The organism is Sulfurospirillum cavolei, from assembly GCF_001548055.1.
GTDB lineage: Bacteria > Campylobacterota > Campylobacteria > Campylobacterales > Sulfurospirillaceae > Sulfurospirillum.
The window spans coordinates 982,936-1,003,647 of sequence record NZ_AP014724.1 but is presented as its reverse complement, the minus strand read 5'-3'; the positions used below and the strand labels follow the sequence as shown (position 1 = coordinate 1,003,647).

19 protein-coding genes are annotated in these 20,712 nt (G+C 43.6%); 12 read left to right on the top strand and 7 right to left on the bottom strand.

Features of this window, described 5'->3' with window-relative positions; translation table 11 throughout:
- Positions 1-43: 43 nt before the first annotated feature.
- Together UCH003_RS05080 and purH are read right to left on the bottom strand one after the other, a co-directional pair.
- The gene (locus UCH003_RS05080) at positions 44-1,867 is read right to left on the bottom strand and encodes a KUP/HAK/KT family potassium transporter (protein WP_060825683.1); all 1,824 of its coding nucleotides are present in this window, start codon (positions 1,865-1,867) and stop codon (positions 44-46) included.
- Positions 1,868-1,999: 132 nt separating this feature from the next.
- Positions 2,000-3,532: a bifunctional phosphoribosylaminoimidazolecarboxamide formyltransferase/IMP cyclohydrolase gene (gene purH, locus UCH003_RS05075; protein ID WP_060825682.1), complete on the bottom strand. Its 1,533-nt coding sequence runs from the start codon at positions 3,530-3,532 to the stop codon at positions 2,000-2,002.
- 104 nt (positions 3,533-3,636) lie between these two features.
- Here purH and UCH003_RS05070 point away from each other — a divergent pair, with 104 nt between their 5' ends.
- Positions 3,637-4,071, top strand: a complete 435-nt coding sequence (locus UCH003_RS05070; protein ID WP_060825681.1) for a disulfide oxidoreductase — start codon at positions 3,637-3,639, stop codon at positions 4,069-4,071.
- Positions 4,068-4,697: a DsbA family protein gene (locus tag UCH003_RS05065; RefSeq protein WP_039672819.1), complete on the top strand. Its 630-nt coding sequence runs from the start codon at positions 4,068-4,070 to the stop codon at positions 4,695-4,697. The genes UCH003_RS05070 and UCH003_RS05065 overlap by 4 nt, the downstream gene beginning before the upstream one ends.
- A 3-nt stretch (positions 4,698-4,700) precedes the next feature.
- Here UCH003_RS05065 and UCH003_RS05060 read toward each other — a convergent pair whose 3' ends face one another.
- Together UCH003_RS05060 and UCH003_RS05055 are read right to left on the bottom strand one after the other, a co-directional pair.
- Complete coding sequence (locus UCH003_RS05060; RefSeq protein ID WP_060825680.1) at positions 4,701-5,189, bottom strand: acyl-CoA thioesterase; 489 nt, start codon at positions 5,187-5,189, stop codon at positions 4,701-4,703.
- The gene (locus tag UCH003_RS05055) at positions 5,189-5,944 is read right to left on the bottom strand and encodes a DnaJ domain-containing protein (protein ID WP_060825679.1); all 756 of its coding nucleotides are present in this window, start codon (positions 5,942-5,944) and stop codon (positions 5,189-5,191) included. Before UCH003_RS05055 ends, UCH003_RS05060 begins: the two co-directional genes overlap by 1 nt.
- A 76-nt stretch (positions 5,945-6,020) precedes the next feature.
- Here UCH003_RS05055 and UCH003_RS05050 point away from each other — a divergent pair, with 76 nt between their 5' ends.
- The 4 genes from UCH003_RS05050 to UCH003_RS05035 are packed head-to-tail and all read left to right on the top strand — an operon-like array spanning position 6,021 to position 9,455.
- Entirely contained in the window at positions 6,021-7,154 is a 1,134-nt protein-coding gene (locus UCH003_RS05050; protein ID WP_060825678.1) for a MalY/PatB family protein, read from the top strand.
- Positions 7,151-8,026, top strand: coding sequence for a metallophosphoesterase family protein (locus tag UCH003_RS05045; RefSeq protein ID WP_060825677.1), 876 nt, complete (start codon positions 7,151-7,153; stop codon positions 8,024-8,026). Before UCH003_RS05050 ends, UCH003_RS05045 begins: the two co-directional genes overlap by 4 nt.
- 41 nt (positions 8,027-8,067) lie before the next feature.
- Positions 8,068-8,694, top strand: a complete 627-nt coding sequence (locus tag UCH003_RS05040; protein WP_039672827.1) for a hypothetical protein — start codon at positions 8,068-8,070, stop codon at positions 8,692-8,694.
- Positions 8,691-9,455 carry a hypothetical protein gene (locus UCH003_RS05035; protein ID WP_060825676.1) on the top strand — a complete coding sequence of 255 codons (765 nt, stop codon included), beginning with the start codon at positions 8,691-8,693 and terminating at the stop codon, positions 9,453-9,455. The genes UCH003_RS05040 and UCH003_RS05035 overlap by 4 nt, the downstream gene beginning before the upstream one ends.
- A gap of 252 nt (positions 9,456-9,707) precedes the next feature.
- Here UCH003_RS05035 and purL read toward each other — a convergent pair whose 3' ends face one another.
- Both purL and UCH003_RS05025 read right to left on the bottom strand, forming a co-directional pair.
- Positions 9,708-11,909, bottom strand: coding sequence for a phosphoribosylformylglycinamidine synthase subunit PurL (gene purL / locus UCH003_RS05030; protein ID WP_060825675.1), 2,202 nt, complete (start codon positions 11,907-11,909; stop codon positions 9,708-9,710).
- A 63-nt stretch (positions 11,910-11,972) separates the two neighbouring features.
- A complete protein-coding gene (locus UCH003_RS05025; RefSeq protein WP_060825674.1) occupies positions 11,973-13,859 on the bottom strand; it encodes a putative bifunctional diguanylate cyclase/phosphodiesterase in 1,887 nt (628 codons plus the stop codon).
- A gap of 129 nt (positions 13,860-13,988) precedes the next feature.
- Between UCH003_RS05025 and tatB the strand changes: the two genes are divergently transcribed.
- The 6 genes from tatB (at position 13,989) to UCH003_RS04995 (ending at position 20,331) form a co-directional block, all read left to right on the top strand.
- Positions 13,989-14,405 (top strand): Sec-independent protein translocase protein TatB, encoded by a 417-nt coding sequence (gene tatB / locus UCH003_RS05020; RefSeq protein ID WP_039672833.1) that lies wholly within the window; start codon positions 13,989-13,991, stop codon positions 14,403-14,405.
- Positions 14,405-15,169, top strand: coding sequence for a twin-arginine translocase subunit TatC (gene tatC / locus UCH003_RS05015; RefSeq protein WP_039672835.1), 765 nt, complete (start codon positions 14,405-14,407; stop codon positions 15,167-15,169). Before tatB ends, tatC begins: the two co-directional genes overlap by 1 nt.
- Before the next feature lie 3 nt (positions 15,170-15,172).
- The gene (gene queA / locus UCH003_RS05010) at positions 15,173-16,192 is read left to right on the top strand and encodes a tRNA preQ1(34) S-adenosylmethionine ribosyltransferase-isomerase QueA (RefSeq protein WP_060825673.1); all 1,020 of its coding nucleotides are present in this window, start codon (positions 15,173-15,175) and stop codon (positions 16,190-16,192) included.
- Between the two features lie 215 nt (positions 16,193-16,407).
- Positions 16,408-16,905, top strand: a complete 498-nt coding sequence (locus UCH003_RS05005) for a hypothetical protein (protein ID WP_060825672.1) — start codon at positions 16,408-16,410, stop codon at positions 16,903-16,905.
- Between the two features lie 140 nt (positions 16,906-17,045).
- Entirely contained in the window at positions 17,046-19,289 is a 2,244-nt protein-coding gene (locus UCH003_RS05000; RefSeq protein WP_060825671.1) for a TonB-dependent receptor, read from the top strand.
- A 4-nt stretch (positions 19,290-19,293) separates the two neighbouring features.
- Entirely contained in the window at positions 19,294-20,331 is a 1,038-nt protein-coding gene (locus UCH003_RS04995; protein ID WP_060825670.1) for an ABC transporter substrate-binding protein, read from the top strand.
- Positions 20,332-20,365: 34 nt separating this feature from the next.
- On the opposite strand, the gene UCH003_RS04990 is transcribed toward UCH003_RS04995, so the two are convergent.
- The gene (locus UCH003_RS04990) at positions 20,366-20,647 is read right to left on the bottom strand and encodes a flagellar basal body rod C-terminal domain-containing protein (protein WP_060825669.1); all 282 of its coding nucleotides are present in this window, start codon (positions 20,645-20,647) and stop codon (positions 20,366-20,368) included.
- Positions 20,648-20,712 lie beyond the last annotated feature (65 nt).

Here is a 20,712-nt window from a genome sequence, read left to right as displayed (position 1 = left end):
TAACCCTATTTGAGACAAAATTCCTTAATCTATATCAAGCACTTTAGCGAATTTCGGCACGCCTTGAAACGCCGATAAGCTTTTCGTTCGGGAAATTGTAAAAGCTTACGAAATTGGGCGACATATCTTTAATAAGCCCGTAAAGTTTCCACCATAACGAGGAAGAGACGATCTCTTCGTCACCGTAGAAAATCGTACGTTCATTAATTTTTTGGCTTTTTAAAATCGTTTCCATATTGAAGATTTCCATGTAACCGACGAAAATCACAAGCAAATCAAGTCCTGCGGCAAGAGTGCTTAGTTCGCATTCGACGCCTAATGGCTCACTGGTAGGCTTCATTTTGACGATCACGTTTCGCTCGTAAATAATGCCGTTTTTAAACATCGTTTTGGGGATATATGCCGGAATATTCTCTTTTTTACGTGCAAAGAAAAGTGCCGTACCGCCGATGTGCGGTTGAGACGCATAGTAGGCTTCATACTCTTTGACAAACGTCTCTTTTTCAATGGAAATAAACGAAGCGTACAGCCGTTTTTGCCCTTCCGTATAGAGAATAATCAACCCTAAAGGAACCGAAGCGATCAACAAAGACCAATAGCCGCCGTGCGGAATTTTTAACAAACAAGAGCTAAAGAAAATAAGGCTCGTCGCTCCCGAAAGAACCGAAAACGTCATCTTGATCCACGCTCTTTGATGCGCGAAAATCATACACATCAAACACCCCGTAATGCTCATCGCTCCCGAAACCGCCAAACCGTATGCCGCGGCTAATTGGGCGGATTCTTGAAATACGAACAGCATCACGATGACGCAAATAAACAAAAACCAATTGATCGAACCGACGTAGATTTGAGAGTTCAATTCATGCGATGTGTACGCAACGCGAAAATGGGGGAAAATACGCGTCGTCATCGCTTGGTACAAAACGGAAAAAATACCGCTGATCATCGCCTGCGACGCGATAATCGTCGCCAAGATCGTCAAGACTAAAAAAGGAACGTACATGTAAGGCGCAAACTCTTGCATCATTTCAAACAACGGGCTTCCGACGCATTCGGGATGCGTCAATAAAAACGATCCTTGTCCGAAATAACTGAGCACCAATGCGCTAAACGCAAAGACCCACCCTTTTAAGATCGGAAGTCGACCCAAATGCCCCATATCCGCATACAACGCTTCGCCTCCGGTCGTCGCAAGAACGATGTCCGCTAACAGCACAAAGGTAATCCAAGGATGATGATACGCAAACGAAATCGCATACGTCGGATTGATCGCCAAAAGAATGGAAGACTCTTGAAAAACGTAAAACAATCCCACGCTTCCCAAACTCAAAAACCACACCACCATAATCGGTCCAAATGCCGCGGCAACCTTCTCGACGCCTTTTTTTTGAACGACAAACAACCCTAACGCGATCAACGACGCTAAAAGAAGCAGATAAAGTCTCGGCGTCTCTTCGTAATGCGGAATCAGTAAAACACCCTCGACCGCACTTAAAATACTGATCGCCGGCGTAATCACCCCATCACCGATCATAAGGGAAATCCCTAAAAACCCTAAAATCGAAACGATCGTTCCGGTTTTGGCATGCATGAGATACGGGGTTAAGATTTGAACCAACACGACCGTACCGCCCTCGCCTTTTTGGCTCAAACTCGTGGCAAGCCATGCATATTGAATCGTTACCAAAACGACCAATGCCCAAAAAACAAACGATAAAATCCCTAAAATACTCTCAACCGTCGGAGGAACGATCATAAAAATAACCGCCAAGGTATAAATCGGACTCGTTCCGATGTCGCCGTAAACCACTCCTAACGCTTTGATCGTCATCATCTCTTTTTTCATACGTTCGCAAATTTTCATAAGAGCCTTACTGTTTGATTATCAATGTAAAAAGGATTATAAAACGAGACGCGTTAAAAAAGTATCAAAATGATAGGGAAGACAAAAAGTGCCAAAAGAAAAAGAGGAGCTCATTCTCCTCTTTTTGATCGTTTAATGCAAGAAGTGGCGTACGCCCGTAAAGTAGAGTGCGATGCCGTATTCGTCGGCGGCTTTGACGACTTCGTCGTCGCGGATACTGCCGCCCGGCTCGATAATGGCTTTTACGCCCGCAGCTGCCGCTGCGTCGATAGAGTCGCGAAACGGGAAAAACGCTTCGCTCGCAAGAGCCGCACCGCTCACGTCGATGCCCATCTCCTCAGCTTTTCGAAGTGCCGCTTTCGCCGCATCTACGCGACTCGTCATTCCCATGCCGATGGCGACCATCATCGCGTCTTTCACGTAAACAATGCAGTTGGATTTGGTCAGTGCCGCTACTTTGTAGGCGATTTCAAGATCGCTCAACTCTTGCGTCGTCGCCGTTCTTTGGCTAAGGCATTTAGCGTTAGCGATCTCTTCGTCTTTGACCGCGTCGCTCTCTTGGAAAACAAATCCGCCATCGACATGTTTAAAATCGTAAGCGTCTTCGCTGAGCACCAAGTATTTGCTCTCTTGCGTAAAGATTTTGATACGTTTTTTGGTGTCAAAGACATGCAACGCATCTTCATCGACGTTAGCCGCGATGATAACTTCGACGAAAATCTCGTTGATTTTTTCCGCCAAGGCACGATCGAGCGTTCCGTTGATCGCCACGACGCCGCCGTAAGCCGAAACAGGATCGCATTTTAAGGCTTTCACGTAGCTCTCGAACACATTGTCGCCGATGGCAAAACCGCACGGATTGGCGTGTTTGATGATACACACCGCCGGAAGATCGCCGAAAGACGCGGCAATTTTGACCGCGCCGTTGATGTCCGTCATATTGTTAAAGCTGGCTTCGCCTTTGAGTGTTTTAAAGTTGTTCGTAAAGAAGTAGTCAAACTCGTACAGTGCCCCTTTTTGGTGCGGGTTTTCGCCGTAACGCGTATCGAAGGCTTTCGTTCCGACGATAAACTGCTTTTCACCGAAACCTCCGTTAAAGCGTTTGTTCATGTAGTTGGCGATCATGCTATCGTACGCCGCGGTATGCTCGAACGCTTTGATCATTAACGCGCGTCGAAATTCAAGCGTATTGGTTTTTTCACGAATCGCTTCGATGACGCCGTCGTAATCGAGCACGTCGGTAACGATCATAACGTCGTTAAAATTTTTTGCCGCACTTCGTACCATCGCCGGACCGCCGATGTCGATATTTTCGATAATTTCATCAAAATCGTCCGTTTTGGAGATGGTCTCTTTAAACGGGTAAAGATTGACGCAGACCAAGTCGATACCTTCGATGCCGTGCTCTTTGGCGACTTTGACATGTAAAGGTAAATCCCTGCGGTGCAAGATGCCTCCGTGAATCATCGGATTGAGCGTTTTAACGCGCCCGTCGAACATTTCGGGAAACTTGGTCACTTCGGAAATTTCAAGTGCCTTGACGCCCTCTTCTTTTAACAGCTTATACGTTCCGCCCGTTGAGATAATCTCAAAATCCAATGCCGCCAAATTCTTGGCAAACTCTACAACTCCCGTTTTATCGCTCACACTGATTAACGCTCTCACACTCGTCCTTTTTGACATGTTAATAATTTATTGATGTTTTTATTTTACAATAGCTTCGTTTTAGGATCGATTAAATACAATACGCCAATTTTTCAGGAAAAAGAATGAATCAAACACAAAAATCGTCACAAAAAGCATGGCTCATCCTTTTTTTAGCATGGGTAGTCACGATGATATCAACGCTTGGAAGCTTATTTTTTAGCGAAATAATGCTCTTTCCGCCGTGCGTTTTATGTTGGTATCAACGTATTTGTATGTACCCGCTTACGCTTATTTTTATCGTCGGAATTTTTTCCAACGATCGTACGGTTTTTCGCTACTCTTTGCCGCTTGTCGCCGTAGGTCTCTTTTTTGCGCTCTACCATAATTTGCTCTATTACGGTATCGTCCCTGAAAAACTTGCACCGTGCACGCAAGGCGTTTCTTGCACGAGCGATTATATTCACTGGTTCGGATTTATCACGATTCAAGGGCTTTCGCTCTTTGCGTTTAGCCTTCTTGCCGCACTCCTCTATTTTTTTCAAAAGGTTTCACGATGAATAAACAACTCCTCATTGCTTCCAGTTTATTGCTTTTTGTCGCTTTTTATTTCGGCGGAAGCTACCTTTATCAAAAAAGCAATGTAAACGTCTCAAGCGACAAACAATCCGCACTCGTTCGTCCAACTGCCTTTGTTCTCGGAAATCCCGATGCCAAAACGACGATCGTCGAGTTTTTCGACCCAGCGTGTGAGACATGCAAAAGTTTTTACCCTTTTGTTAAAAACATTCTCAAACAACATCCCGACAAACTCAAACTCGTTTTACGTTATGCGCCTTTTCACACGGACTCTTATTACGTGGTTGCGATGATCGAAGCGGCACGTTTGCAAAACAAATACCTTGAAGCTTTGGAAGTCATCTATAAGTACCAAGACAAATGGGCAAGTCATACCGGCACGCCCAATATCGGTCTGATTTGGAGTTTTTTACCCGAAGCGGGAATCGACGTCGAACAACTGAAAAACGATATGAAAAAGCCTGAAATCGACGCGATCATCAAGCAAGACATCGCCGATACCAAAACCCTCGGCGTAAGAGCGACGCCCGAGTTTTTCGTCAACGCTAAGCCGCTCGTAAAATTCGGAAAAATAGAGCTTCAAGCCTTAATCGACTCGGAACTCTAGAGCTTATTCGTGATGGAGCGGCGTGATTTCGTTGTAGCCGTGAAGCCTGATGTCTCGGCGGCGTCTCGCGTCGTGAAAACGTCTTTTTTGCACGTCGGTTTCGGGAATCAGAGGCGGCACGGGTGTCGGACGTCCTTTGTCATCGACCGCGACCATCGTAAAAAAACAACTGTTCGTATGCGTCGCGATTCCTTGTTGGATATTTTCAGCAATGACTTTGATGCCCACTTCCATCGAGGTTTTACCCGTAAAATTCACGCTGGCTAAAAATGTTACGAGCGTTCCTACCGGAATGGCTTGTTTGAAAATGACTTGATCGACCGACATCGTCACGACGTACGTGCCGCAATAACGCGATGCGCACGCATAGGCGACTTGATCGAGTAGCTTCAAAAGATCGCCGCCGTGTACATTACCGGAGAAATTTGCCTTATCGGGCGTCATTAAAACTGACATCGAAAGCGTGTGTTTTTCAAACGGGGTAGAGAGCATTAGCTTTTTTCCTTTTTAATCGTTTCATAGGCTTCGTTGATCTCTTGTAACTTTGCCGTCGCCGCATCGATCATACTTTGATCTTTGCCTTGTCCCATCAAAATATCGGGGTGGTATTCTTTGACCAAAGCGCGGTATTTTTTCTTGATGCTTTCCATATCGTCTTGCGGACTTACGCCTAAAACGTCATAGGCATTTTGTATTCCATAACGCTTTTGTTCGGCTTTATGCGTATAAAATGTTTTAAATTGCTCAATCATACGCTCAAAATCAGCCCGTCGAATCTCTAACGCGTCGGAAATATCTTCGTTAATCATCCGCTCTGTTTGCGAAAATTCTCCGTCGATAAAGGCAAGATTGAGCAAATACTCCATCACTTTCAGACGCTTTGCGTAGTCGTTTTGCGTGAGTTTGAGGTATTTTTTCGAAATAACGAGCGTATTGTCAAACGTCTGCATTTCGGTTTGATAAATTGCTTTGAGCTCTTCACGTACGCGCTCGCTCTCTTCAAACACGCGTGCGATGTCGCTAAACGTCAAACTTAAAAGCTCCGCCTCCAGCTCGTTGACTTTGCCGTCGGCTTTCGCCACTTTTGCCATGAGTGCGACCAAAAGCCCCGCTTCATGCTCGCGAAGATCGCCTTTAAGCGTCTGTTTCTCATTCACATGAATTTTTTGCGCATAATCGTCCGCATTGTAATTTTTCGTTAAAAAATAAAAAAGGACGATCACGGCAAGAACAATCAAATAGGTCATTTTTTTACCTTTACATGTCAAACGAAATTGAGGCAAATATGCTACAATTTTTTCATTAAAGAAAAGGACACTTTCTATGTTTAATTTCGATGAAATCGTTGATAGAACCAAGACTCCGTGTGAAAAATGGAACAAATATAAAGGAGCTGATGTCATTCCTGCGTGGGTCGCCGATATGGATTTTAAATCGCCTCCATGCGTGATCGAAGCGTTGCAAAGAAGAGTCGCTGAGGGCGTTTTTGGCTACACCGACATTGATGAAGAGACATACGGTGCGATTCTTTCGTTTTTAAAACGTCACTACAACTGGGAGATTCAAAAAGAGTGGTTGGTCTTTACGCACGGCGTGGTCAGCAGTATGAACGTCGCATGTTTAAGCGTTGAGGGAGAGAGCGTGATGACAACCACGCCGATTTACCCGCATTTCATCAAAGCACCCATGCATGCGAACAAAGAAGTCATAGCGATTGCGATGAAAGAGGAAAACAACCGTTGGACGCTGGATTTTGAAGCGATGGAAGAAAAAATCAACCCTACATGTAAACTCTTTATGCTCTGCAATCCTTACAATCCGGCAGGAACTGTCTTTACATGTAAGGAGTTAGAACAGCTTGGAGCCTTTTGTCTCAAACACGATCTTACCATCTGTTCTGATGAAATTCATGCCGATCTGCTTTTAAACCAGAGCACCAAACACATTCCGATTGCCTCACTCAGTGAAGCGCTTGCTAAGCGAAGCATTACCCTGATGGCTCCGAGCAAAACCTTTAACATCGCAGGACTTCAAGCCTCGTTTGCGGTGATCCCCGATGTGGAACTTCGCAAGCGTTTCAAAAAGACGATGGGCAGTATGGTCGGCGGCATCAACCTTTTGGGCATTACAGCACTCAAAGCCGCATACCTTGGAGGCGATGCATGGCTAGGGGAACTTCGCACCTATTTGGCTGAAAACCTCGCCTTGGTGCAAGCCTTTGTAAACCGCAATCCCAAACTGAAACTCTTAGACCAAGAAGCGACCTTTCTCGCGTGGATCGATGCAACAGCTTTACATGTAAAGAGTCCGTACGAATTTTTCTTACAACACGGTGTGGGACTCAGCGATGGCGGACCATTTGGCAATGCGCAGTATGTGCGCCTTAACTTTGGAACACAACGAACTGTTTTGAAAGCCATCTTAGAGCGCATGCAAAAAGCGGTGGATAGCCTGTGATTCGGTATTTTTTAGGTCTTTGTTTCGCTTTTAGCCTTTACGCAAACACGCATATCGTCGTTTTGGGCGATCCGCATATTCCAGGGAAACACCTTGAAGCCAAAGAGCAGGTCTTAGAGCAGATCAACCAATGGAGCGATGTCGATAGCGTCGTTGCGATGGGTGATCTTTGCTCGATCACAGGAACAAAGGAAGAGTATGCGTTGGTGAAAGAGTATTTTTCAAAACTTCACAAACCGCTTTACGTCATCACGGGCAATCACGACTTTATCTACGCCGATGATTTGGATGGCAATGGTAAATTACAACACGCTCCCCGTGAGATCCAAGATGAAAAACTAAGACGTTTTCAAAGCCTTTTTCATCTTCCAAAGCTCTATTACAGTGTGGAGAAAGAGTCTTACCTGCTGATCTTTCTCTCCGCGGATAATCCAGAGCATCTTGCTCAGCTTGCGATGGAGCAGTTGGATTGGTTTGAAAATGAACTCTCAACCCATCCCAAGATGCCAACGATCGTCTTTTTTCATGCCCCGCTCGATCACACGCTTGAGAATTACAACCGTTGGGCCAACACACCCAACTTTGTCGCCCAGCCTAAAGAAGCAATACACCGACTCATCGTTCAAAACCCGCAACTTTTTTTATGGGTGAGTGGGCATACACATACCTCTGCGAAAGAGCCTAGTTTCGCCTCTTTCATCAACCGTTATGAGCAGGTCACCAACATTCATAACAGCGATATGAACAAAGAGACGATCTGGAGCAATTCACTCTTTTTGGAAAAGGATTTGGTGCGCATAAAAACGTACGATCATCAGGCGCATCAATGGCTTCCTTCGTTGGAGCGAACGATTTTAGTGCCGAAATTTTAGGAAAAAGTCGGTACTATTTTTCAATTTTTTTAAGGAAACGTATGACGAAACTATGGATAAGCTTTAGCATAGCCGTACTTTTACTCACGGGATGCGCTCAAAAAGAACTCTCACAAAATGCCCCAGAACTTCCGCAAAAAGTCGAAGACGAAAAAAAAGAACTTCGAGCCCATATCGTTGCCAATGCGATGAAACACAAGAACCGACAAGACGGAGGAGATTGTTCCGGATTTGTCACGCTCGTCAATAAAGAGAGCAACGAGCCTTTCTTTCAAACGCAAGCTTTAAACGATTATTATGAAGATTCACGCAAATCGCTTGCGATTTACAACTACTTAGCCGACCGCAACAGGCTCTATTATGAAAACCCAAAAGTAGGCGATCTGGTCTTTTTCGCCAATACCGTTAAAGCCTACGCCAAAGCAAAAAGTGCCGACAACATCACGCATATCGGTATCATCACGCGTATCGACGCCGATGAAACCGTCTACTTTATCCACCATACCAAAGGAAAAAACTTGATAGGACAAATGAACTTAAAATATCCCGATGCATCGTTATACGAGCATAAAGTCGTCAATTCGTATATGGAAAAATGCGCGGCAAAAAACAGCCAAAACAAATGCTTGGCACCGGAATATTTTAGTGCTTACGGGAAAATTCAATGAAACGATGGCTGATTTTAGGTATTACGACACTCTACTTTGCGGGATGCACGCCCCAACCTTCGCCCCAAATCGAAAAACACGTCGCCGAACCCGAACCGACACCTGAAACGGCGCAACTTTACTTGGAGCAAATCCCGAGCGAAGATTTGTATATCCAACGCGATGAAAAAAGCTTTTCGCTTCGTCCTATTTCCCCGATGACGACGCGTCAAAGTATCGTCAATACGGCAATGAGCTATCTCAACAAACGCGACGGAGGCGATTGTTCCGGCTTTGTCAATCTCGTCAATTTAAAAACGGGGCGTCCTTATTACAATGAAAAAGAGCTCAGTGCAAACTTTGACAATGCGCGCAAATCACGTGCGATGTTTAATCTTATGGCAAAACGCGGACATGCTTTTGAAACCATGTTACCTAACCTCGGCGATTTAGTTTTCTTTGAAAATACCGAGAGAAGACCGGCGGTTAAAACCAAAACCAAAGGTAAAAATCCGCCCAAGCCGCAACCCGCCGCTTCGGTTATCGAAAATATTACGCATGTAGGCATCGTTACGCGCATCGATACTGACGGTACGGTCGAGTTTATTCACCACTCCAACGGGAAAAATATTTTGGATTATATGAACTTTAACTACCCAATGCTTACCAACAAAGACGGCAAAAAGATTAACACCTATATGAAACGCTGCCCTTCCAAAGGCGGCGCGGCACAACCGCAGTGTATGAACATCGCCTTTTTTGTAGCGTATGGGACGTTTTAGACAGAAATGTATGAAATAGATTTAAATAGATGACAATGATAAAATTAAAAGGCATATTGTTCGTATAATTCTAGTGAGCAATAATGTTATAGTGAAATCTTATATTTATAGCAATAATGAAAAAAAGTATGAATTTATAGATATTTCAAAGTTGCCTCAAGATATAAAAGAGTTCATAAAAAATAAATTCTCTGAATTGTTTATATAAGCTATTAAATCTTCAAGAGGTGCTTTCACACCTCTTGCAAATGATTAGATGTCTTGTTCGATCACTTCGGCAAAACGGTTAAAGTAACGCTCGCAAATCGCTTCGACCGATTTTGAAACATCGTTACATGTAAACATGTTTCCACCCACGGTTCCGATTTTAACGACATTTAAACCGATGGTTTTTGCCATGGCTTCAAAGCCTGCTTCATCACTCACTTCAACGAGTGCGCGGGAGAAACTCTCTGCAAAAATATCTCGTGCATCGTTACATGTAAGCTTACATGTAACACCTTTTTTGCTTTTAGCGACCATCTTAGCCAGTGCGATGGCAATACCGCCCACATTCACATCTTTTGCCGCATTGAGGAAACCTTTTTTATTCGCTTCGATGACCAATTCCCAGAGTTTCAACTCTTTGTCATAATCTAGCTCTGCAAGCGTTCCCTCAACTTTGCCGTACAACTCTTTCATGTATAAGCTACCGCCAAAGTCGCTTTTGGTCTCACCGATAAGGTAAATCGAAGCGCCCTCTTTTTGGAAACTGGATGGAAGCGTTTTGTTTGCATCGTCATTTAGACCAACCATCACAATCGCAGGCGTTGGGAAAACACCAACGCCATTGGTTTCATTGTAAAGCGATACGTTACCACTGACAACCGGCGTGTTCAGTTTCGCGCACGCCTCTTTGATGCCGTAACAGCCCTGTGCAAATTGCCACATGACTTCGGGGTTCTCAGGATTTCCGTAGTTTAGACAGTCTGTAATCGCTAAAGGACGTGCGCCACTCATCGCTACGTTTCGTCCACTCTCCGCCACAGCCGCCGCCGCGCCCATTTTAGGGTCGATGTAGTTGTAACGTGGGTTACAGTCACTGCTCATGGAGAGGGCTTTACCGTTTTCTTTGATGCGAATCACGCTCGCATCAAGGCTGCCCGGTGCTTTGATCGTATTGGTTTGGACGGTTGAGTCGTATTGGTTGAAAATCCATGTTTTATCAGACACTTCAACGGAGTTCAAAAGCGCATCAAACGCTTTTTGGTTCTCAATCTTTGCGAAATCATTGATCGTTGTATTTTGAATGCTTGCAAGGTAAGCAGGCTCTTTCACAGGTCTATCATAAATCGGTGCTTGCTCACTGACGGGTTGGACTGGCATATTTGCCACTCTCTCGCCATGCCAGAAGAGTTCCATATTGCCCGTGGCTGTTACTTCACCGATGATTTCAGCGTTAAGATCCCATTTTCTAAAGATCTCAACGACTTTATCTTCATACCCTTTTTTTGCACAGATGAGCATACGCTCTTGCGACTCGGAGAGCATAAATTCAAAGGGTTGCATCCCCTCTTCGCGCGCTGGAACTTTGTCCAAGTGCATGATCATGCCGCTACCACTACGTCCTGCCATCTCGAAGGAACTTGAAGTAAGCCCAGCCGCTCCCATATCTTGGATACCGACGATGTAGTCTGTTTTAAAGAGCTCTAAACATGCTTCTAAAAGCAGTTTTTCCGCAAATGGATCGCCTACTTGAACCGTTGGGCGAAGGCTTTTATTGGCTTCCGTGAAGCTATCGCTTGCCATAACAGCACCACCCAGACCATCACGACCGGTTTTAGAGCCGACATAGACAACAGGATTGCCGATGCCTTCAGCACGTCCATAAAAAATTTCATCGCTTTTTGCAAGACCGAGTGTGAACGCATTGACCAAAATGTTTCCATTGTAACTCTCATCAAAGAAAGTCTCCCCACCGATGGTTGGAACACCCATACAATTACCGTATCCACCGATACCCGCAACGACACCACGGACAAGAAAACGTTGGTGACGTGACGTGTCATCGTTATTGGTAACATTGCCAAAACGAAGGGAGTTCATATTTGCAACCGGGCGCGCACCCATCGTAAAAACGTCTCTTAAGATACCACCCACACCTGTTGCTGCACCTTGGTACGGTTCGATGAAACTTGGGTGGTTGTGGGATTCCATCTTAAAGACTGCCGCCATGCCATCGCCTACGTCGATAACACCCGCATTTTCACCCGGTCCTTGAATCACCCATGGTGCTTTGGTTGGGAAGCCATTGAGGTATTTTTTACTGGATTTATACGAGCAGTGCTCACTCCACATCGCGGAAAAGATGCCGATCTCTAGCATGTTCGGCTCACGCCCCAAAATCGTTAAAATATTTGCATACTCTTCTTTGGACAACTTATGTTTTTTTAACACCGCTTCTAAATTTTCCATGGATATTTCGCCCTATCTGATGTAATTTAAGATGGGCTTATTGTACAAAAAAGGAGCTAAAAGTTAGTTGTGTCGTACGAAGTTTTCGAGCATTTCGGCACTCATGGGTTTGGCATATAAAAAGCCTTGCATGCTATCACATCCGTTTTGCATCAAAAAGCGTTTCTGTTCTTCCGTTTCAACGCCCTCTGCCATCACTTCAAGCTCTAAAGTTTTTCCAAGGGCAATGATCGCTTTAGAGATCGCTTGGTCGTCCGTATCGTGCGGTAAATCTTGCACAAACGAGCGGTCGATTTTGAGCTTATGCAACGGCAATTGTTTGAGGTAACTGAGTGACGAATACCCCGTACCAAAATCATCGATTGAGATTTTATAGCCTAAATTTTCCAATTTTTGCAATGTTTGAGAGACATGTTTGGGGTTATTCATGAAACTGCTCTCGGTGATTTCAAGCTCAATATACTTAGCATCAATCGTGCTTGCATGACGAATCGCTTCAAGACGCTCGCTAAAATCCTCTTCTTCAATCTGAATACTTGAAATATTAATCGCCACTTTACGATAAGCAAAATTGTGCGCTTGCCAGACTTGCATTTGCTTCAACGTTTTTTCAATAATCAACAAACCAAGAGGGATAATCAGCCTCGTCTCTTCCGCTCTGGCAATAAAATAAGACGGCAATAAAAACCCTTGGACGGGATGTTGCCAACGCACGAGTGCTTCAATGCCGATCATCTCGCCGCTTGTAAAATGCACTTGCGGTTGATAATAGATGACAAATTCGTCACTGTCGATGGCACGCTTCAAATCGGTATCGAATTTGGACGTATGGAGCAGTTGCTCCGTCATTGAAGCGGCGTAAAAAAGGTAATGCGCATGCGCATTCTTTTTGGCTTCGTACATCGCAGTGTCGGCATTTTTAAACAAAGCCTCAAAACTTTTGCCGTGCTCTGGAGAGCAAGCTATTCCGATGCTGGCACTCAGTTTAAAACGTTCTTTACCGACGGCGATAGGCTCTTCCAAACCTTCAAGCAAGTTTTGGCATAAAACTTCTACATGTAAAGGCTCGACACTTAAAATAACGAACTCGTCGCCGCCTACGCGTGCGATAAAATCGCACGGTTGAAGGAGCGATTTCAAGCGTTCCCCCACGATCTGAATCACTTTATCGCCTATCGTATGCCCGTGCATATCGTTAATGGTTTTAAAACGATCCAAGTCTAAAAAAAGGAAACATACCCTTGACTCCGCGCTCAAACGTTTTTCAAGCTCTTGCTTCAAGTAGAAACGATTGGGAAGCTTGGTCAAAGGGTCATTCAACGCTAAAAACAGCATCTCTTTTTGCGCATTTTTGCGCTCACTGATGTCACGGTGTGTTCCTGCAAGTCTTAAAGGCTCCCCCGTTTTTTCATCACGTTCCACCACTGCACCTGAACCTTCGATCCAAACCCAATGCCCGTCGCGATGAAGCATACGAAACTCGATGACGTAAGGTCGGCGATGCTCGATCGTATATGCGATGGCCTTTTCCGTGACGATTTTATCTTCGGGATGAATACGTTTGGACCAATCTTCGATATTTTCATCAATATCCTCACGTTTGAGCCCTAAAAAAGAGAGCCACGTATCGTTCACGACGTGTTTTTGATGCACGTAATCCCAATCCCAATAACCAAGATTTGCGCCTTGAATAACATACTCTAAACGCTGCTCATGTTCATTCAGTTTTTTCTGCATTTGTTCGATCTGAAAAATTTTTGCTTTAATGAGTGCATAAAGAAACAACGACGTAATCGCGATAAAAAAGAAACCTTTGTAGGTAGAGAGCGTGGCAAAGAGCGTTACGTTATCGACGAAATATTCAACGGCATGATCGGAAAAATAGATCCACAAGGTCGCGAATACCGCATACATCAAAACAATAGGAAACGGACTAATGTAAAGACGCATCGACAAACTCCTTTTCACGAAACTTCCGTTGGATTCTATTATACCTTATGCAAAAAGACATTTATAGAATTTTGATGAAAATTCAGATAAAATCCAATCCTCTATTTTAGATTGAAGGCGGTCGTTGGTATGTTTGGACTCGATTTTGGAGAAATTATCGTCATAGCCCTTGTTGCTGTTATCTTCCTCGGACCGGAAAAACTCCCCGAAGCCATGGTGAAAGTAGCCAAATTTTTTAAATCCGTCAAAAACAGCGTCAATGACGTTAAAAGTACCTTTGAACAAGAGATGAAGATTCAAGAGCTCAAAGACGAAGCACTTACGTACAAAAAAAAGCTAGACGAAATGGCGACCAGTGCTCGCAAAACAATTACGTTTGATGAGCTCGAAGAGATTAAAAAAAGTACGCAAAACGTTAGCGACTCTTTCAAAGAGCTCGAAAACAGCGTGAAAAACGACGTCGTCTCCGAAACGCCTCAAGCGGAAACCGCACCCTCACCTGCGCTCACAGCCGTCACCCAAACCAACAAAGAGGAAAAAGCCTAATGTTCGAGGAGTTAAGACCGCATATTGCCGAATTACGTAAACGTCTTACGATTTCTTTAGTGGTCGTTATCGCGATGTTTCTGATCTGTTTTTCATTTTGGCAACCCATCTTAAGCTGGATGATCGCCCCTTTAAAAGCCGTTCTTCCCGAGGGAAGCAACGTGATCTTTACCGGTGTGCAAGAACCTTTTTTTACCGCAATGAAAGTTGCCTTTTTTGCCGGCTTTATCGGTGCGCTTCCGATTATTTTTTGGCAGTTTTGGCTTTTTGTCGCACCCGGACTTTACGATAACGAAAAACGTTTGGTCATTCCTTTCGTCACCGCGGCGACGGGTATGTTTTTAATGGGAGCGGCTTTTTGTTACTACGTCGTCGTACCCTTGGCATTTGCATTTTTGGTTGCCTTCGGTAGCACCCTTTTTACCGCCCTTCCCAGCATCGGCGAATACGTCGGCTTTTTTAGCAAAATCCTTTTTGGATTCGGGCTCTCGTTTGAAATGCCCGTCGTGATTTTCTTTTTTGCCAAATTAGGTTTAGTAACCGACCAAACACTTAAAGAGTTTTTTCGATACGCAATCGTCATCATTTTTACAATAGCGGCGATTTTAACGCCGCCCGATGTTTTATCGCAACTTCTCATGGCGGCACCGCTCACGCTTTTATACGGTATTTCCATTTGGATCGCCAAAATCGTCAATCCTTATGTTCCGCCCGAAGAGGACGAAACACAAACCGATGACGACGATGAAGCACAAAAGGATTAATCCATCGATCCGCTCTTAAAATCGACGTACGACTACGCACTGCCCGAAGAACTGATTGCTACGCATCCCGTCGAACCACGCGATGCCGCAAGATTGTTGGTCTTCGAGCGTGCCGGTCAAACCCTCACGCATACAACGTTTGATCGTTTATTTGAATTCCTTCCCAGCGGCACCGCGGTCGTTTTGAACGATACGAAAGTTATCAAAGCACGCGTTTTCGGGAAAAAAGAGAGCGGCGGTGCCGTTGAAATCCTTTTAAACGCACCGCTACAAGACAACCTTTATAGCGTCTATATTAAAGGGCGCGTCAAGGTCGGAAGTCTGCTTTTTTTCGACGAAAACCTGCACGCGGAAGTGGTTGAGCTCAAAGAAGAAGGTCTACGCGTCGTTGCCTTTTTTCACGAAGGAAAAGCCGTCGATACGCAAGAGCTTTTCGCGATTTTAGAGCGTATCGGGCATATTCCTTTACCTCCGTACATCAAACGAAGCGACACGCACGAGGACCGCATCGATTATCAAAGCGTTTTTGCCAAAGAACAAGGTGCCGTCGCCGCGCCGACCGCGTCGTTGCATTTTTCCGACACGATGTTCGAGACACTTAAACAACGCTATGAAACCCATTTTTTAACCTTACATGTAGGAGCGGGAACCTTTAAGCCCGTCGAAGCGGAGCATATCCAAGACCACGTGATGCATTCGGAAATTTACGCTATTCCGGAAGCGACATGTCGCCTCATCGATTCGCCTAAGCCGCTTTTAGCCGTCGGTACGACCGTCACGCGAACCATTGAATATTACGCAAGAACACATCATCAACAAGGCGCATGCAATCTTTTTTTGCATCCTAAAAACCCGCCGATTCGGGTAAATTATCTTTTAACGAATTTTCACTTACCCCAATCCACGCTCATTATGCTGGTCGCTTCGTTTATCGGTATCGAAGAGACGCTCAAACTCTACTCCATCGCCGTAAAAGAAAAATACCGCTTTTTCTCTTACGGCGATGCGATGCTGATTCTTTAGGCTTTTCCCTTAGCATCATTCTTTCGGTCAACTCTATTCCACTAAAAACTTCATTACTTTTACTCAATTAATCTTGATCTAAGTCAATGAATAAAGCTCAAGAAAATATTAATATTTCGTTATATTTATTTTTATATAAGCATTATTAAGGTAAAGTTTTTTTAACTAAATTTTTGCAATTGTCATTCTAAAATCTACTCTCAAAGGAATCTTTTATGGAATTCGTCTACACAATAACGCTCTTCGTACATCTTGGTTGTGCAATGTTATTCATCGGTTGGGGTTTTGCAAAACTGTTTGTCGTTGCTCCTATTCAACATGTCATCGGCCGTAGTGCTTATGAAAACGTTCAAACTGCATTATCCAAAAAAGTTTGGAAGATTTATCCCGCAAATATGATGCTGCTTATTTTTACGGGAAGTATTCTTTTTACAAAATACATTACGCTTAGTGAAGGACTCTTCCCGACGACGTTTCAAACCTTACTAATTGTAAAAGCCTCACTTGCTTACGTTATCGGTATTAGGGTCGCTTATTCGATCTCAAAACGACTCTTTTGCAAAAGTAACGGCTCACACGCATCTTGTGCCTGTTCAAGATCCGTAAATGCAGATTCGCAAGATCCCAATCCCGTCCGAAGTTCCGCCTACTATTATATTTTTGCAATCGGCGTCACCGTCGTCATCTTGGCGAAACTAATGTTTCTCGTATAATCGCCTTGCTACCGGTCCTTTAAAAATAGCATTTATTTCAATCGCCACAATACACTTTGCTTAAAAATGAATCACATTTATGTATAAAATTTAGTTTATATATCGTTATACTTTTAAATATATAATAAAAAGGAGCCTTAATGTCTGAATATGTATCGGGCAATACATATGCGATAACTTCTCAAAACGAAGTGATCAAGCAATTGCCATGGAAACTCTCGGTCTATGCGATAATCGTCTTAGCAGTGAGCTCATGTACTTTAGAAGCGGCAGAATACGTCTTGCCTGAAGTCAACGTCGAAGGAAAACAACCTGTCGATAAAACGACGGATACCGTCATCGGAACTAAAAACGTCACAACCTCGTCGGATATTCAACTCTTCGACAGTGCCGAGTTAATCAGTCCATACAAAGCAATTTCACGCGAACCGGGAGTAGATATTCGTTTTAATGACCCTTTCGGCATGGACATTACCCACAAAATCCGCGGTAAATCGGATCGTAATATCGGAGAAACTTTAGAAGGGCTTCCTTTAAAAGGTATCGGTCCAGGAGGTGGTCTTTCCTCTATGATGGACATCGAAAATATCGAATCTATTACCGTTGAAAAAGGTGCCGTAAAGGCCGATAGCGGATTTGGTTACGGTAGCGATAACGGTATGGTTGATATGCATATGAAAGCACCTTCCAATGAACTTGGCGTTGCGCTCAAACAGTCATTTGGAAGCGACGACTTTCGAAAAACGTATATGCGCATCGATAGCGGAGAGATTGCCGATACTGCCAAATTTTTCTTTTCAGCTTCAACGTCTGATGCCGACAAATGGAAAGGCGAAGGAAAAGGTCTTGATCGTCAAAATTTCGAATTTGGTGCTGCAAGTGCTTCAGATCAAGCCGTTAAATGGGAACTTTACGGTATTTACAACGATCAACAAAGTCACAACTATAAAGGTTTGACATATGAACAAAGCAAAAATCTTTCCCTTTATAAAAAATTAGATTACGATACGACGCATCCTTTATCGAGTTCATATTACGATTATAATCGACTCGATTATGAAACGTATGCCATTTTCGGAAAGGTAGAAATTCCGCTTAGCAACGATGACTCACTAAATTTTCGCCCTTATTTCTTAAACGATAAAGGAACATCATGGTCGTCAAATACGTCTGGAATTACCCAATGGCTAGTCGACCACGATACTTACGGTATGATTCTGGAATACGCCCATAAAATTGAAGACGGAAAAATAAAAGTAGGCTATTGGTTTCAAGAAGATGAACCTCCAGGACCTCCGACGACGCAAAAATTACGATACCTCGGGACAAACGCGTTTAATAAATGGAGTCGACTGGTAGATCCAGAGGACAATAGTCTTTTTCACGCACCCTATATTGCCGTCGAAAAAGCATTCGACAATACGATCGTTGAGGCCGGAGTCAAATACCTATGGTGGAGTACACCGACTTTAACAGCTTATAATACGACTGGAATCGGAGACGTAAGTGCCGATGAAGCATTTTCTAAAGCGACCAATAAGCTCTTTACGCTTAATTCAGAAACATACGGTATTTTTCTACCCAATATCGGAGCTACGCACTATTTGGATGATCATTCTTACCTTAGAGCTAATTACGGACGCAACTACAATACTCCGCAATACGGTTTAGGAGGAAGTATCCTCAATATCTATAATTCAACACACAATAAAGCACTCGTACAACAAATGTGGAGTGATTTAAAACCGGAAGAGTCTGATAATTTCGATGTCGGCTACGGCTATGCTACAGGGGCTTGGAAAATAGACACGACACTCTTTTTCTCTTCCGTTAAAAACGTTGCCGGTAATTTTTATGACCCCGATATTAATTTGGTTTACTCTCAAAATATCGCAAAGGCTCGTTCTTTCGGTGCAGAACTTGCTTCTAGTTATCATCTACTGGAAAATTTGGATCTTACGATGGCATTAACGTATAACCAATATGAGTTTACCGAAGATGTGCAAACTGCCGCTTCAAAAATCATTCATTCGAAAGGAAAGCAAATTCCTGACGTTCCACAATGGTTTGGAAATATCTCCGCCGTATACGATCTCTACGGTTATAAATTATCACCTATTTTACGTTATTTAGGTAAGCGATACGCCGAAATTGAAAATAAATACAGTGTCGATCCTTATTGGCTTTTGGACTTTTCGATCAACAAAGAGTACGCGCTCGGCGGTAAAAACAAGCTTGAGTTCTCTCTTTCGGCTATTAACGTGTTGAACAAAGAGTATATTTCGACGATTTCGACGGAAGATACGAGTGATAGTACGTCCAATGCTACGTATATCGTTGGTGCACCTCGAAGTGTTTTTTTCTCAATCGGATATAAGTATTAAAGCAATGAAAAAACTTTACGTTACTTTGCTATTTTTACATGCCGTTTCAATCGTCGCATTTGGGAGCGAAAAAGCTCTCGAATGCGCAAAACCGCTTAAAGACTATCTTGGCAAAGAGATTTGTATTCCCGAGACCATAGACAAAATAGTCATTACATGTTACGGTGGTGCTTCGCAGGAAATTACTCTGTTTAACAATGCGCACCTTATCGCCGCTCAGCCTAGCGTAAGCCACTTTCCTCAATTTCTACGCCTTTTTCCTACTTTAAAAGAAATCCCTAGTGTCGGCTCTTTTAGCGACGTTAATATTGAAGAACTGATAAAAATTAATCCTTCCATCGTCTTTGTCGGTGCAACATCGTTACATACCAACGAAAATATTGCCGAAATAGGTTTTAGCGTTTATACGCTCGGCATCGGTAGACACGATATTGCATCGCTCCTTGAAGAGCTTTTGCATTTAGGTTCGATTTTCCATGAGGAACAAAAAGCGAAAATGCTCGTCGATTATTGGCAAAAATCGTTATCGATGATTTCACAACATATTAAAAACGTAGAACCGAAAGATAAAAAACGTATTTTATACGGCGTCAGTAACGGAAAATCAAATTTAGAAGCTAAACGTAACTGGAACGATGAATTTATTGAGGCGGCAGGAGGTATTAACGTTACAACCGAAGTTTTGATCAAAGGAGAAACTTCGTTAGAATCGTTAATCGTATGGAATCCGGACGTAATCATAACAACGCGAAGTCCCTCCAATAAAAACAATGCGGAAGCTTTGCGCAAGAACGCTGCACTTCAACATGTCAATGCCGTACGCACACACCATGTGTATGAAGGACCTGTCGGAACGTCATGGTGGGATAGACCTTCTCCTGAGTCTATTTTAGGAATTATCTGGTTAGCTAAAATTCTCTATCCTGAAGAAACGGCGGATATTGACCTTAAACAAGAAACATTGTATTTTTATGCAACATTTTACGGCTATCGATTATCTGATGAAGAGTATGCCGACTTTTTTGAAAGACATAGAGAGTAATTTCGCAAAGCGTAAAAAATAGAGACGTCTTTTTTTACGCCTTCATATCCAACAAACTGCCGATCATCTCGTCTTCGGTTTGAATCGGTTTTGTGTTGGCTTCAAACCCCGCTTCGAGCGCAATTTGATCGGTAAATTCGGTCGTAAGATCGGTGTTATTCTCGGTTTTGCTACTGTTCGCTACGACGCTATTTGCTTCTTCGCTCAAAGTCGTTTGCGTGGCTTGATAAGTTTGCGTATTGACGTTGGCGACGTTGTTCGCACTGTTATTCATCCATGTCGACATCGCATTCATAGCGTTGGCATTGACTTGCATACGCACTCCTTTGATAGTTAATTACGATGACACTATACTCTTTAGGGCTTGAAAAGAAACTAAAA

Coding starts and splice junctions, on each gene's coding strand:
- UCH003_RS05040 (WP_039672827.1), top strand. CDS start 8,068: ATGACGAAACTATGGATAAGCTTTAGCATAGCCGTACTTTTACTCACG.
- UCH003_RS05050 (WP_060825678.1), top strand. CDS start 6,021: ATGTTTAATTTCGATGAAATCGTTGATAGAACCAAGACTCCGTGTGAA.
- tatB (WP_039672833.1), top strand. CDS start 13,989: ATGTTTGGACTCGATTTTGGAGAAATTATCGTCATAGCCCTTGTTGCT.
- UCH003_RS05005 (WP_060825672.1), top strand. CDS start 16,408: ATGGAATTCGTCTACACAATAACGCTCTTCGTACATCTTGGTTGTGCA.
- UCH003_RS05065 (WP_039672819.1), top strand. CDS start 4,068: ATGAATAAACAACTCCTCATTGCTTCCAGTTTATTGCTTTTTGTCGCT.
- UCH003_RS05000 (WP_060825671.1), top strand. CDS start 17,046: ATGTCTGAATATGTATCGGGCAATACATATGCGATAACTTCTCAAAAC.
- UCH003_RS04990 (WP_060825669.1), bottom strand. CDS start 20,647: ATGCAAGTCAATGCCAACGCTATGAATGCGATGTCGACATGGATGAAT.
- tatC (WP_039672835.1), top strand. CDS start 14,405: ATGTTCGAGGAGTTAAGACCGCATATTGCCGAATTACGTAAACGTCTT.
- UCH003_RS05080 (WP_060825683.1), bottom strand. CDS start 1,867: ATGAAAATTTGCGAACGTATGAAAAAAGAGATGATGACGATCAAAGCG.
- UCH003_RS05055 (WP_060825679.1), bottom strand. CDS start 5,944: ATGACCTATTTGATTGTTCTTGCCGTGATCGTCCTTTTTTATTTTTTA.
- UCH003_RS04995 (WP_060825670.1), top strand. CDS start 19,294: ATGAAAAAACTTTACGTTACTTTGCTATTTTTACATGCCGTTTCAATC.
- purL (WP_060825675.1), bottom strand. CDS start 11,909: ATGGAAAATTTAGAAGCGGTGTTAAAAAAACATAAGTTGTCCAAAGAA.
- UCH003_RS05070 (WP_060825681.1), top strand. CDS start 3,637: ATGAATCAAACACAAAAATCGTCACAAAAAGCATGGCTCATCCTTTTT.
- UCH003_RS05025 (WP_060825674.1), bottom strand. CDS start 13,859: ATGCGTCTTTACATTAGTCCGTTTCCTATTGTTTTGATGTATGCGGTA.
- UCH003_RS05060 (WP_060825680.1), bottom strand. CDS start 5,189: ATGCTCTCTACCCCGTTTGAAAAACACACGCTTTCGATGTCAGTTTTA.
- UCH003_RS05035 (WP_060825676.1), top strand. CDS start 8,691: ATGAAACGATGGCTGATTTTAGGTATTACGACACTCTACTTTGCGGGA.